Annotated in this window: 11 protein-coding genes; 2 read left to right on the forward strand and 9 right to left on the reverse strand. The window is 30.6% G+C overall.

Annotated features, from left to right (window positions below; translation table 11 throughout):
- Positions 1–161: 161 nt before the first annotated feature.
- A complete protein-coding gene (locus ACEWL1_RS05170; protein WP_409232214.1) occupies positions 162–704 on the forward strand; it encodes a hypothetical protein in 543 nt (180 codons plus the stop codon).
- 78 nt (positions 705–782) lie between these two features.
- On the opposite strand, the gene ACEWL1_RS05175 is transcribed toward ACEWL1_RS05170, so the two are convergent.
- From ACEWL1_RS05175 to tamL, 7 genes are all read right to left on the reverse strand, one after another.
- A complete protein-coding gene (locus tag ACEWL1_RS05175; RefSeq protein ID WP_409232215.1) occupies positions 783–2,300 on the reverse strand; it encodes an OmpA family protein in 1,518 nt (505 codons plus the stop codon).
- Between the two features lie 63 nt (positions 2,301–2,363).
- Positions 2,364–3,488, reverse strand: coding sequence for a 2-amino-4-hydroxy-6-hydroxymethyldihydropteridine diphosphokinase (gene folK, locus ACEWL1_RS05180; protein ID WP_409232216.1), 1,125 nt, complete (start codon positions 3,486–3,488; stop codon positions 2,364–2,366).
- Between the two features lie 156 nt (positions 3,489–3,644).
- Entirely contained in the window at positions 3,645–5,867 is a 2,223-nt protein-coding gene (locus ACEWL1_RS05185) for a polyribonucleotide nucleotidyltransferase (protein ID WP_409232217.1), read from the reverse strand.
- A 255-nt stretch (positions 5,868–6,122) separates the two neighbouring features.
- Positions 6,123–6,392, reverse strand: coding sequence for a 30S ribosomal protein S15 (gene rpsO / locus ACEWL1_RS05190; RefSeq protein WP_409232218.1), 270 nt, complete (start codon positions 6,390–6,392; stop codon positions 6,123–6,125).
- A 178-nt stretch (positions 6,393–6,570) separates the two neighbouring features.
- On the reverse strand, positions 6,571–7,428 hold the full coding sequence (gene accD, locus ACEWL1_RS05195; protein WP_409232219.1) for an acetyl-CoA carboxylase, carboxyltransferase subunit beta: 858 nt from the start codon (positions 7,426–7,428) through the stop codon (positions 6,571–6,573).
- Between the two features lie 64 nt (positions 7,429–7,492).
- The gene (gene fbaA, locus ACEWL1_RS05200; protein ID WP_409232220.1) at positions 7,493–8,563 is read right to left on the reverse strand and encodes a class II fructose-bisphosphate aldolase; all 1,071 of its coding nucleotides are present in this window, start codon (positions 8,561–8,563) and stop codon (positions 7,493–7,495) included.
- Between the two features lie 123 nt (positions 8,564–8,686).
- Entirely contained in the window at positions 8,687–11,179 is a 2,493-nt protein-coding gene (tamL, locus tag ACEWL1_RS05205; protein WP_409232221.1) for a translocation and assembly module lipoprotein TamL, read from the reverse strand.
- Between the two features lie 72 nt (positions 11,180–11,251).
- Here tamL and ACEWL1_RS05210 point away from each other — a divergent pair, with 72 nt between their 5' ends.
- Positions 11,252–11,983: a TrmH family RNA methyltransferase gene (locus ACEWL1_RS05210; RefSeq protein WP_409232222.1), complete on the forward strand. Its 732-nt coding sequence runs from the start codon at positions 11,252–11,254 to the stop codon at positions 11,981–11,983.
- 99 nt (positions 11,984–12,082) lie between these two features.
- Here the strand turns inward: ACEWL1_RS05210 and porT are convergent, their stop codons facing one another.
- Both porT and ubiE read right to left on the reverse strand, forming a co-directional pair.
- Entirely contained in the window at positions 12,083–12,784 is a 702-nt protein-coding gene (gene porT / locus ACEWL1_RS05215) for a type IX secretion/gliding motility protein PorT/SprT (RefSeq protein WP_409232223.1), read from the reverse strand.
- Positions 12,785–12,787: 3 nt separating this feature from the next.
- Complete coding sequence (gene ubiE, locus ACEWL1_RS05220; RefSeq protein ID WP_409232224.1) at positions 12,788–13,519, reverse strand: bifunctional demethylmenaquinone methyltransferase/2-methoxy-6-polyprenyl-1,4-benzoquinol methylase UbiE; 732 nt, start codon at positions 13,517–13,519, stop codon at positions 12,788–12,790.

The following is a 13,519-nucleotide window of genomic DNA, read 5'->3' on the forward strand; positions in this document are numbered from 1 at the left end:
TCAGTTTTTTCTTATAAAATCTTATTATGAAAAATTAAGAAAATTGCCTATTGGGAGACTTTGCATTGTTAGATACATTTGTATAAGTAATATTTAAAATAAGTTAATTGTTTTATTTTTTTTAATTAACTTTAATGTTTAACAATCCAATATCCCCCAAAATGAGAGTATTTAAATTATTTAGCGTTTTAGCTTTTGTCCTACTACTTAGTGTTTCATGCGAAAATGAGGCACCTCGTCAAATTGTTTTCTTTTCAAAAGATCAATTAAAAAAAGACTTACCAGTTCATATTAATAATACTGAAGGGAATACTGTTCGTGTTAATTCAAATACGATCATTAATTTAAAATCCTCTAAAGTATTTAGTGATAATATAGATTATCTTAAAGAAGTTGATGTTGAGCAATTGAGTTTTAAAATAAAAAATTTTAAAATAAACCCCTCTGCAAAAGTCTTTAACATTGAAGTATTTGTTGATGAAATAAAAATAACAGAAAACGATATAAGAATCGACTTTTTGAGCCTTTTAAATGGTAGTTTTGAATTTAAAATAAGTAATAAAGAAACTTTGGCTGCAATATCTTCTAAGTTATTACAAAGAAAACAAGTTGTTCTTTCTTATTATAGTAATGCAGTTACGGATGAATTATTTAATTTTGACCTAGAGTTTTCTTTAACGACAAAGGGAACTTTTGTAGATTGATATTTCTATAATTTATAAAAAAAAGCAAGTTATTCATGAATAACTTGCTTTTTTTTATATAAAATTAAAATAAATTAATTAATTCTTGTTGGTGTCTTCTCTTTTTAACTGTGTTTTGCTTTCGTAATAACCTACAGATTTAATTTCGACTCTTCTGTTTAGTTGTCTTCCTTGTGTTGTGTCATTGCTATATGCTGGGTTTGCCTCTCCAAATCCTTTAGCGGTAATTCTATCTGATTCAACACCTCTCTCAATTAAGTATTTTCTAGCTTCATTTGCTCTTCTTTCTGAAAGGTTTAAGTTGTATTCTTCCGTCCCAACATTATCTGTATAGCCAAATATGCTAAAAGTTACATCTTTGTTTTTTAACATAATTTCTGCAACATCATCTAACATTGTATAGTAAAATCCACTTCTAATAGAGTTGCTGTCAGTATTAAAATAAATGTTTTTAGAGTAGCTCATTACCGTAACTAATTCTGTAACCCTTAATGCATTTGCATCCGGGCAACCTTGATGTATTTCTAAACCTTTTACTTCAGGGCATTTATCTTCTCTATCTGGAATTCCATCTCTATCTTTATCTCCAATAAAAGGACAACCATCATTATCTACTCTTCCTTTTACAAAGACACATTTATCTAAATAATCTGGTACACCATCTGCATCACTATCAACAGGGACACCATTTCCATATACTTGAACTCCAACAGGAGTGTTAGGATCTTTATCTAGTTGATCAATAACACCATCATCATCTGTATCTATTATCTCAAATTTTTCACTTTTCTCTTTTGTCTCATCTCCCCAGATAGTAAATGTTTTCTTTTTCCCTAATTTAACTACAACACCAATATGAGTTACAAAAAATGTTTCCCAATCTTGCTTGTTAGAAATAGTTGCATCTAGGTGATCTTCGTAGTTGAAGTACCAAGAGGGTCTTACTTCAATGTCGACTCTTTTGTTTAGCCTGTATCTTAATCCTAATTGAGTAGATAAATAAACAGAGCTTGCTTCATAAACGCTGTTTCTTGCAGGGTTTTTCCCAAAGTCAACTAATACGTTGTTTGAACCATCAGCAAGTTTTTCGTATAGAGCAGAATCATATTGATGATAACCAACTCCGAAATAACCTATTGCATTCCATTTTCTTGTATTGGTTACATATAAGTTTGAAAAACTTAACATTAAATTTAATTCGGCTCCGTAAGCAGTTCCTTTAAAAAATAAGTTGTTTGATATTTTTGTTTGATTGACATAAAGTATGTCATACACATTAGAAAAGTATTGTGCACCTCCAGATATTTTTGAGTAATTTACTTTAAATTCTAGTCCTAATAAAGGGTTGAACATTTTATCTACATACGCATAGGCTCCAAAATTCCAAAAATTGCCAAGATTTCCAGTTCCTATAGAACGTAAATCTCCATGCATAATAAAATTACTAACACCTCCTCCAACAGCCCAGCTATTGCTGTTGTTAAATTGAATGCTTTTAATGTTGTTGTTTTGCTTTTTTTCGTCAAGATTATTTTGACTTAATAAAGATATAGTACTCAATAATAAAGTAAATAGTAATAAAATATTTTTCCTCATTTGAAGCGATTCATTTATTTTAAAAATCGGGGAAATAATTTAGATTGCGAAATTACAAAAAAATTAACCATTATTAATTTTTTTGATAATTAATTGATAATCATCTTTATTGTTCACAAAATCTAATTCAGAAACATCAATAGTTAAAGTGTTAAGGTCTTGTTGGGTTTTAATAAAATTACTATAACCATTGTGTATTTTTTTTAGGTAATCTGATGAAATATTCTGCTCATATTCTCTACCTCTTTTTTTGATATTTTTAATTAATCGGTCTGTGTTTTGATACAAATAGACATATAAATCTGGCTTAGTAATTTCTTTATACATTAAATCAAACATTTTTCTGTAAAGCAAGTATTCATCTTTTTGAAGTGTGACTTGCGCAAAAATTAATGATTTAAAAATGTAGTAATCAGATACAATTAAGTTTTTGAATAAGTCAAATTGTGCTAAATCATCACTTAATTGTTGATAGCGATCTGCTAAAAAACTCATTTCTAATGGGAATGCAAAGCGCTCTTTATCTTCATAAAATTTAGGCAAAAAAGGATTGTCAGCAAAACGTTCTAATACAATTTTAGCGTTAAATTCATCAGACATCATTTTAGCTAAACTTGTTTTTCCTGCGCCAATATTTCCTTCAATTGCAATATAATTGTATTTTTCTGTTAATGGAATTGGACGAATTAACGTTTCTGTTGTTTTGTTTATTTCGGTGTTGTCTGAGCAACCATCTAAACATTTTCCAAGATGAATTTTAGTAACCGGATGAAGTACTTCAGAGGCAATTTCAATTAAAGGAACTAGTACAAATTTGCGATCTAACATTCTTGGATGTGGAACGATTAATTCATGAGAAAAAATAATTTCATCATCAAATAAAAGGATGTCTAAATCTATAGTTCTGTCCGAATAACCATCAGAATTAGTTCTAATTCGGCCTAGTTTTTTTTCTATTTCAAGACTACTGCTTAATATTTTTTCGGGGGGTAAATAAGTAGATAACTTTATGCAAATATTAAAAAAATCCTCTCCTACAAAACCCACAGATGGTGTTTTGTATACAGATGAGATTTTTAAAATTGGGCCAATTTTTTCTGCAATTAAATAAATAGCTTCTTGAAGGTTTTTTAGCTTATTTCCTTGGTTACTTCCAAGCGATAAATATGTAACTCGTTGAATTTTCATAAGTAATTACAAAGAAAATAAATCTTAAAAGAATAAACAGAATAAGTTTGATTCATTTATTAACATTTCAAAAAAACTCTAACTTAAATTTGAAAACTAAAAAAAGCGCATGAACTTGTTCATGCGCTTTTTCTTTATAAAGAAATCTGTAAAAGATTAATCTCTTTTTTCTCTTGGTTTTCTATCGTCTCTGCGATTATCACGTCCTCGATTGTCTCTCCCACGATTGTTGTTTTCTCTTGGTGGTCTTGCTACGTAACCTTCAGGTTTTTCTAACAATGCTTTACGAGAAACTTTTTCTTTACGAGTTCTTGGGTCTATTCCGAAGTATTTTACATCAAAAACATCTCCCATTTTAACTACGTCAGAAACATTTTCTGTGCGTTCCCAAGCTAATTCACTTACGTGTAATAAAACTTCGTTTCCTGGAGCTTCTGTGTATTCTACAACAGCACCAAAATCTAACATTTTAATTACCTTTACTTCGTAAGCACTACCAACTTCAGGTTTAAATAGCATTGATTCAATACGAGCAATTACTGTTTCAATTCCTTCTGGATCTGTTCCTAAGATTTCAATAATCCCTTCTTCAGTAGTTGCATCTTCTGTAATTACAATTGTAGTTCCAGTTTCTTTTTGTAGTTCTTGAATGTGTTTTCCTCCTGGTCCAATAAATGCACCAATCAATTCATTAGGAATTCTTCTGTTAATCATTTTAGGAGCATGGTCTTTTACTTCTGCATTAGCTGTAGAAATAGTATCCGTTAACTTCTCTAAAATGTGTAAACGACCATCACGAGCTTGTTTTAGTGCATTCACTAAAATTTCGTAACCTAATCCTTTTACTTTAATGTCCATTTGACAAGCAGTAATTCCTTTAGAAGTACCAGTTACTTTAAAATCCATATCACCTAAATGATCTTCATCACCTAAAATATCAGATAAAACAGCATAACGATCTCCGTCAGAAATTAATCCCATTGCAATACCAGAAACAGGTCTTATCATTTGAACACCTGCATCCATTAATGCCATTGTACCAGCACAAACTGTTGCCATAGAAGAAGAACCATTAGATTCTAAAACTTCAGAAACAACTCTTACTGTATAAGGACAATCGTCTGGAATCATTCCTTTTAAACCACGTTGCGCTAAGTTACCATGACCAACTTCTCTTCTTGAAGTTCCTCTTAACGGTCTAGCTTCACCTGTACAAAAAGGAGGGAAGTTGTAATGTAAATAGAAATTTTCCTCACCTTCGTAAGATGGCATGTCTATTTTATTTGCATCTCTTGATGTTCCTAAAGTTACGGTTGCTAAAGCTTGCGTCTCTCCACGAGTAAAGATTGATGAACCATGAACTGATGGTAAGTAATCTACTTCACACCAAATTGGTCTAATTTCATCTGTTTTACGTCCGTCTAAACGTAACCCTTCTGCCAAAGTTAATTCTCTAACTGCATTTTTTTGAGCCTTGTTGAAATATTTCCCAATCAATTCTGCATAATCAGCTAATTCTTCTTCAGTAAATGAAGCTATTAACTCTTCTTTTACTGCATCAAAAGCTGCAGAACGCTCTACCTTAGAGGTTCCTTTTTTAGCAATTGCATAACATTTATCGTAACAAAAGTCATTTATTTTTGCTGCTAATTCTTCATCTTCTCTTTCTCCTTCATATTCTCTAGTTTCTTTCTTTCCGAATGCTTCAGCTAAACGAACCTGCGCAGCACATTGTATTTTTATAGCTTCGTGTGCAAATTTAATTGCATCTGCCATTTCTTCTTCAGAAATTTCATCCATTTCCCCTTCAACCATCATCACAGAATCCGCAGAAGCTCCAATCATCATGTCGATGTCAGATTCTGCTAATTGTGCTCTATTAGGATTGATTACGAATTCTCCATTTACTCTTGCAACACGGGCTTCAGAAATTGGGCATTCGAATGGGAAATCCGATAATTGTATCGCTGCAGAAGCTGCTAAACCTGCTAATGCATCTGGCATTACATCTTCGTCATGAGACATTAACTGAATCATTACTTGTACTTCTGAATGGTAGTCTTTTGGAAATAACGGACGTAAAACACGGTCTACTAAACGCATGGTTAATACTTCTCCATCACTTGGTCTTGCTTCTCTTTTAAAGAATCCTCCAGGATATCTTCCTGCAGCAGCAAATTTTTCTCTATAGTCTACCGTTAATGGTAAAAAATCTACAGGACTTTGTTTGTAGTTAGATACAACTGTACATAACAACATTGCTTTTCCCATTTGAACAACAACTGAACCGTGTGCTTGTTTTGCTAATTTACCGGTTTCTAATGAGATGGTTCTTCCATCTCCAAGGTCTATAACCTCTCTAAATACTTTTGGAATCATAAAATTTTAATTCTAAATTGATACTTTGTTTGTTGTTGTGTTGTTGTTTTGTTGTTGTTTTACTTCCAATGGAAAATCAAAATTGCTGTTACTAATTTTGAATTTTTATATAAAAATTCTATTTGTTAAGTAGAATTGAATATTCTTAAATTTCTGCTTTCGCCGGAAAGACAAATTATTGTTTTGTAGCAAGCTACAAGAAATTTATCATAATAAAAAAGAGGCACGTTTATAGAGCCTCTTTTTTGTTAGGTTTTATTTTCTAATTCCTAATTCTTTGATAATCGCACGATATCTGTTGATTTCAGTTTTCTTTAGATAATCTAATAAACTTCTACGTTTACCTACTAACTTTACTAACGAGCGCTCTGTGTTATAATCTTTACGATTATTTTTTAAGTGTTCAGTTAAGTGGTTAATTCTAAATGTGAACAATGCAATTTGCCCTTCTGATGTTCCAGTGTCGGTTGCTGACTTACCGTGTTTTGAAAAGATTTCCTCTTTTACTTCTTTTGTTAAATACATGCCAATATTACTTTAAATGATTTTTATGTATATCAATGATTTTTTCATTGAAGCTGCAAATATACAACTATTTTTATTTTTTAAGCTAAATACATTGTGATTTTAAAAAACAAAAAGCAAGAGTAATTTGCTGATTAAAAGATTGTTATTTTAAAAAAGGAATCTTACATTTCTTTTTTTAACTTCTAATAGGATTGTTCTGAATTAAATCAATATATAAATTGATTTGCTTTTTTAGGTTTTTACGTTCGTAAATTCCGTCTAAAAATCCATGTTCTAATAAAAATTCAGAACGCTGAAATCCTTCTGGTAAATCTTTTCCTGTCGTGTCTTTTACAACTCTTGGTCCAGCAAAGCCAATTAAAGCATTTGGTTCGGCAATATTTATATCACCCAGCATTGCGTAAGAAGCAGTTGTGCCACCAGTTGTTGGATCTGTACATAAAGAAATATATGGAATTTTTACTTCTGCTAATTGTGCTAGTTTTGCTGATGTTTTTACCAATTGCATTAACGATAATGATGCTTCTTGCATACGTGCTCCACCGGATTTTGAAATCATTAAAAATGGAATTTTATGCTCAATTGAATGATTAATTGCCCTTGCAATTTTTTCACCAACCACAGATCCCATTGATCCGCCAATAAAAGTAAAATCCATTGCGGCAATTACTAAATCTTTTCCTAAAGATTTTCCAACAGCAGTTCTAACAGCATCTTTTAGTTTGGTTTTTTCCTGTGCAGCTTTTATTCTGTCTGGATATTTTTTAGTGTCTTCAAATTTTAAAGAATCTACAGAAGTTAATTTTGCATCTAACTCTTTAAATTTATTGTCATCAAAAAACAACTCAAAGTATTCTTTACTTCCAATTCTTACATGGTAACCATCTTCTGGACTTACATATAAGTTTCTTTTTAATTCTTCAGTATCTATAATTTTACCACTCGGAGTTTTGTACCACAATCCAACCGGAATGTCTTTTTTATCTTCTGTAGCGGTGTGTATTCCTTTTTCTATTCTTTTAAACCAAGCCATTGTGTAGTTGTTTTAAATTTTTATGGTGTATAATAATCGGCTAAAATAAGCTAACTATTTGAGATTATGCAAGTGTATTTACATTGTTTAAATCTTCAAAAGCTGCTTTTAATCTATTTTTAAAAGTAATTTCTCCTTCGCGAAGCCATTTTCTGGGGTCGTAATATTTTTTATTTGGTAATTCTTCTCCTTCTGGATTACCAATTTGTGTTTGTAAATAATCTTGTTTAGCAAGAATGTAATCTCTAACGCCTTCGGTAAAAGCAAATTGTAAATCGGTGTCGATATTCATTTTGATAACTCCATAGCCAATTGCTTCTCTAATTTCCTCTACTGAAGAACCAGATCCGCCATGAAAAACAAAGTCGATTGTATTGTGGGCTACATTGTATTTTTGTGAAATATATTCTTGAGAATTTTTTAAGATTTTTGGAGTTAATTTTACGTTTCCAGGTTTGTAAACCCCATGTACATTTCCAAAAGCAGCTGCAATTGTAAATTGTGGACTTACTTTCATTAACTCTTCATATGCATAAGCTACTTCTTCTGGTTGTGTATACAATTTAGACACATCTACATCAGAATTATCTACACCATCTTCTTCACCACCAGTGATTCCTAATTCAATTTCTAGAGTCATCCCTATTTTGCTCATTCGAGCTAAATATTTTTTACAGATTTCAATGTTTTCCTCAATTGGTTCTTCAGATAAATCTATCATGTGAGAACTATATAAAGGTTTGCCTGTTTCAGCAAAATGTTTTTCACTAGCATCTAACAAACCATCAATCCAAGGTAATAATTTTTTTGCAGCATGATCTGTATGTAGAATTACAGGAATGCCATATAATTCTGCCATTAAATGAATGTGTTTTGCTCCTGCAACAGCACCAGCAATAGCTGCTTTTTCATTTTCATTTGACAACCCTTTTCCGGCATTAAACAAAGCGCCACCATTTGAAAATTGAATAATTACAGGCGAATTTAACTCTTTTGCAGTTTCTAAAACAGCATTTACGCTACTAGAACCAACAACGTTTACTGCTGGTAATGCAAAATTTTTAGCTTTTGCTAGTTTAAATATTTCTTGAACAGTAGTACCTGTTGCAACTCCTGGCTTTATTGAATGACTCATGTTGTGTTGTTTATAATCTAAAAAATAGTTAGGTCAAAAATAGTTATTTTTTAAAGAATTTTATTGTGTTTTTTGTCATTTATTATATTTCAATATAGAATTTACATAGACTAATTAAGGAGATTAGAAAGGATAGTTGATTCCTATATTGTATACAGCGTTATTAAAGTTAAAGTTTTTAAACCATTTGCTTCCAGTTAAATAGGGTTCGTGTGTTTTAAACCCAACATCTATACGTAGTACTAGAAAATTAAAATCGTATCTAGCTCCAAAGCCAGAGCCAACAGCCATTTGTTTAAGAGCCTCAAGACTATTTAGTTTAGCCTTAGATTCTACAAATTTAGAATCAGTTAATTCCCAAATATTACCAGCATCTATAAATAAAGCTCCTTTTAAATTACTTATTAAATCGAACCTATATTCTAAGCTTGTTAAAAATTTAAAATTACCAACATTATATTCTAATCCTGGTGCCGAAGAGCCTGGCCCAAGTTCATAGGTTTTCCATGCTCTTATATCGTTTGACCCTCCTGCAAAATAACTTTTTGTAAACGGGATGTCAGATTTTCCGTAGGCTAAAACAACTCCTAAAAATGATCGAAACCCTAAAACAGAATTCCTAGAAACATCCCAAAACTGCTTGTATTCTACATCGGTTTTGAAATACTGAGCAATGGGTGTATTTGAAATTGTTTTTACACCAGCACTATTTTTTTGATTGCTTAATAGTGAAACAAAATTTCCAGAATTTGCAACTCGTACTCTAAAAAAAGAAAAGTTGTTGTCTTTGTAAGTTAATTGGTTGCTATAGGTATAAGAATACGCAATAGTTGGTATGATAAAGTTAGAGGTAATAATGTTGTAACGATTATTAACATTACCATTATCATTAAATTCTGATGGATAGTTTGCTTGAAAATTTGAATCTGAATTTACAGTATTCATAAAATTTACTGCATTTTCTTTTGACAATACAAAATTTGGGTCGTATGCCATAGCTACTGGTTTTAGTTTTTCAAATTCTGAATCATAAATATTAAAATATTCACTTGTATTTAAATTTCTAATGTACTGAATGTTAAATAATTCTAAGTTGATGGATTTTCGACTGTTAAAATCCCATTTAAAATCAATAACCGCTGTAACTGTTTGTTTATCTAATCCAATATTTTTTTGAACCCCTGTTCCTACTGATAATATTGTTCTAGGAGACATTTCTTTAGGCACCAATCTATTTAAACCGAATGGAGCAAAAAATCGCGGAATTTCTAATGATGCATCTACACCAACTTCCCAGGCATTAAAAAACCCATTAGAATTGCTAAACTGTGTAGAAGTATTAAAGAAAGAGCCAATGAAAGAAAATTTAAATAATTCTGCTCCTTTAAAAGTGTTTCTATTGGTGATTGAAAATTTTTCTGAAACACCTAATTTTCTAATATTAGAATGTGTTAGCTCAGTATCTGTACCGATAGTGTATTTTTCATTTGGGGTTAATCTAATATCTGCAATCAATAAATCAGAATCATTAACTTCTGTATATTTTATGTTTATAGATTTAAAGTTTTTAAGTGATTTTAGATGATTTCGGGTTAGGTTTCTTAGTGTATCGCTGTAAATCTGATTTGGTTTTATAAAGATAGACTGTGATAAATATTTTGGATTGTATTTTATTTTTTGATGTGCAAAAAAATTTATTCCGTTGTAAGTAACTGAGTCTAAATAAGGTTCACTCTCGGTATTAAATGTATAATCTGTGTAGACATTAATTTTACCAATTTTTTTTATTTGAAAAGGTTTATAAACGTTTCTTCCATCTTCATCTGTAAGATATTTATCGGCAATTGTTACAAGTACATTTGTTTTGTTGTCTGTCCTTGTGCTGTCTGGATAAAATCGGATGGCATTGTCAATAAAATTATAAACGCCAGAATTTCTAAAAAGCTCTGTAATTCTTGCAGCTTCTTTGATGAAGTTTTGATCGTTGTATTGGTCACCGGTTTTTAAAAAAGTGCTAATGGTGTCTCTTTGATAAATTGCTTTTAAAACGGAAGACGGAATTTGTCTTATAATTGTATCTAAATAAAAAGGTTTCCCTCTATTGATAATATAAGTGATTTTTGCTTTTTTCTTTTTTAATGTATCTTTTTTTGCAGTTACTTTATTTTTAAAGTACCCTTGAGTAATATAATATGAATTTAAGTTTGTAACCGTTTTGCTAGTTTTTAAATCATTAATAATTACAGGTGATTCACCACTATTTAAAAACCAATTGTTAAAATTAATGTACGATTTTGCGACACCAATACTTTGTTTTTCAGAAAATAAACTTTTGAAAAAAGCATATTTTTTTGGATGTAATGTTGCCCAAGCTTTAGGTGTTTTAGGCGAGTTAGGATTTCCAAGATTATGAAAATATAAAGAAATAGGAATTCCTAAAGTCCTTGCATTTGGTTTTTGAAGCACATAGTCTAACAATTCACTGTTTTTATTTTTCTTGCCATCAACTAAAATTGTTGTAGCTCTTAATAAGTGCTCTTTTTCTGGTACTCTTTTAACAGAGTTACAAGAAGCAAGTATTAAAAATATAAAAAGAGAATAAGAAACTTTTTTCATTAGCTTTGTACTGACTATAACTTGGTTCAAAAGTACTATTTTTAGATGGTTTTTCTAATTTAAAATTAATTAATGAATTTATCAAAGAATCACATTAAACTTATAACTAGTTTACAGCAAAAAAAGTATCGACAAAAACACAAATTATTTGTTGCCGAAGGCGTAAAAGTTGTAAACGAATTGCTCAATTCTACTTTTAAAGTTGCGCAACTTTTTATAACTGATGATTTTGAGGTTTCTACTGAAATAGAAAATATAATAATCGTTACAGAAAAGGAACTAAAAAAAATAAGTCAACTTAAAACACCTAATAAAGTTGTTGGATTGTTTAAAATTCCTGAAACACTTTCAACAAAAAACACAGGAATTATTATTGCACTCGATGCCATAAATGATCCTGGAAATTTAGGGACAATTATTCGTTTGTGCGATTGGTTTGGTGTGCAAAAATTAGTTTGTTCTGCAACAACGGTAGATTGTTACAATCAAAAAGTTGTGCAAGCATCCATGGGTTCTTTGACTCGTGTAGAAATAATTTATACGGATTTGATTGGTTTTTTAAATGAAACTGATTTACCAACATTTATTGCAGATATGGAGGGTGAAAACGTCTATAAAAGCGATTTACCAAAAGAAGCAGTTTTTGTGATGGGAAATGAGGCAAACGGAATTTCTGATGCAATTAGAAAATTGGTTGATGCTAAAATCTCAATTCCAAGGTTTGGAAATATTCAAGAAACAGAAAGTTTAAACGTTGCAACGGCTGCTGCAATTTTATTGAGTGAGTTTAAGAGAAATATTTAATAAACAGTTTTCAGTTAACAGTTTTTGAATCAAAAATTTTAAGCCTTTTCCACTTTGCAACTTTGCAACTTTGCCACTTTTTTACTTTGCCACTAACTTTTATTCAAAAGCAAAATTTAAGAAAACACCACGAGTTCCTAAAAAGTTAACTGGAGAAGTCCATTGACTATTTGCGCTATCATCATATTTCAATTCGTTATTCATTGCAAAAACACCACGAATTGAAGGAGAAAATTTAAAGAAGTATAAATAAATATCGATTCCAATTCCAACTTCGTACATAAAGTTGTGGGTTTTCATTCTAAATTCTCCGCCAGAATTGTCATTTGCATTTCTTTGATTGCTAGAAAAATTATAATCATAAGAAACTCCAGCCAAGAGATAAGGTCTTACATTGTCCATTCTGTCTGTGCTAAATTTAAACACAAATGGAATGTGTAAATATGTAGAGCCAATTTCTCGAATGCTATCTTGCTTAGAATTTATATGTGTAAAAGCGAGTGTTTTCGTGTTGCTAATTAACCCTGGTTCAAAACGTACATTAATGTTTTTGTGCAAACGTAAATCAGCAATTAAACCAACGTTAAATCCGCTAGTTGCCGTTACACTTATATTTGCGTTTGCATAATTACTTGTTTTGTAATCAATCTTAAAATCATTCTGATTTACTCCAAGATAAAAGCCATAATGTAATTTTTTCTTATCAAAATTTGGTAAATAATTTACTCTGTCCTTTTGTGCAAATAAAGAATTTGAGAAAATAAAAAGGATTCCTAAAAAAAGTAATTTTAATGGTTTCATAGGTTACTTTGTAGCTGTATAAATTGATGCTACACCAAAAGTTACAGGTGTATCTGTTGCAGTAGTAAACCCATTTTTTAGTAAAATATTGTTGAATTTTTCTCCAAAAGGAAAAGAATTTGCAGATTCTGATAAATACGAATAAGCAACTTTATCTTTAGAGAAGAGTTTTCCAATTAAAGGCAATATTACAGAACAATGAAAACGATATCCTTGTTTATAAGGAAATTTTGTTGGATTAGAAGTTTCTAAAATCACCAACTTTCCGTTTGGTTTTAAAACACGTTTAATCTCTGTTAAACCTTTGTCTAAATTTGCAAAATTACGAACACCAAATGAAACGGTAATCGCATCAAAAGTTTCATCTTTAAACGGCATATTTTCAGAATCGCCAACAATCATTTCTATTTTGTCTGATAAATTTGCTTTGGCAATTTTTTGTTTTCCAACTTCTAACATTCCTGCAGAAATATCTAAACCTGTAATTTTATCAGGATTTAAAGAATTCATCATAATTGCTAAATCTCCAGTTCCTGTTGCAATATCTAAAATTTGCTTCGGATTGTTTTCGCCAACAATAGCAACTACTTTTTTGCGCCATTTTACATCAATTCCAAAAGAAATAACACGATTTAATCCATCATAATTTTCAGAAATATTATCAAACATTTGAGCGACTTGCTCTTTTTTTCCTAATTCTGAATTTTTGTATGGGTTTATTTTTTCTGCTGACAT

The organism is Polaribacter gochangensis (genome assembly GCF_046224025.1).
In the GTDB taxonomy this organism is placed as follows: Bacteria; Bacteroidota; Bacteroidia; order Flavobacteriales; family Flavobacteriaceae; genus Polaribacter; species Polaribacter gochangensis.

Bases quoted from the DNA above. Each gene is read 5' to 3' on its own strand.
- accD (WP_409232219.1), bottom strand. From the start codon at position 7,428: ATGGCTTGGTTTAAAAGAATAGAAAAAGGAATACACACCGCTACAGAA.
- folK (WP_409232216.1), bottom strand. From the start codon at position 3,488: ATGAAAATTCAACGAGTTACATATTTATCGCTTGGAAGTAACCAAGGA.
- rpsO (WP_409232218.1), bottom strand. From the start codon at position 6,392: ATGTATTTAACAAAAGAAGTAAAAGAGGAAATCTTTTCAAAACACGGT.
- ubiE (WP_409232224.1), bottom strand. From the start codon at position 13,519: ATGTCAGCAGAAAAAATAAACCCATACAAAAATTCAGAATTAGGAAAA.
- fbaA (WP_409232220.1), bottom strand. From the start codon at position 8,563: ATGAGTCATTCAATAAAGCCAGGAGTTGCAACAGGTACTACTGTTCAA.
- ACEWL1_RS05170 (WP_409232214.1), top strand. From the start codon at position 162: ATGAGAGTATTTAAATTATTTAGCGTTTTAGCTTTTGTCCTACTACTT.
- ACEWL1_RS05210 (WP_409232222.1), top strand. From the start codon at position 11,252: ATGAATTTATCAAAGAATCACATTAAACTTATAACTAGTTTACAGCAA.
- ACEWL1_RS05175 (WP_409232215.1), bottom strand. From the start codon at position 2,300: ATGAGGAAAAATATTTTATTACTATTTACTTTATTATTGAGTACTATA.
- ACEWL1_RS05185 (WP_409232217.1), bottom strand. From the start codon at position 5,867: ATGATTCCAAAAGTATTTAGAGAGGTTATAGACCTTGGAGATGGAAGA.
- tamL (WP_409232221.1), bottom strand. From the start codon at position 11,179: ATGAAAAAAGTTTCTTATTCTCTTTTTATATTTTTAATACTTGCTTCT.
- porT (WP_409232223.1), bottom strand. From the start codon at position 12,784: ATGAAACCATTAAAATTACTTTTTTTAGGAATCCTTTTTATTTTCTCA.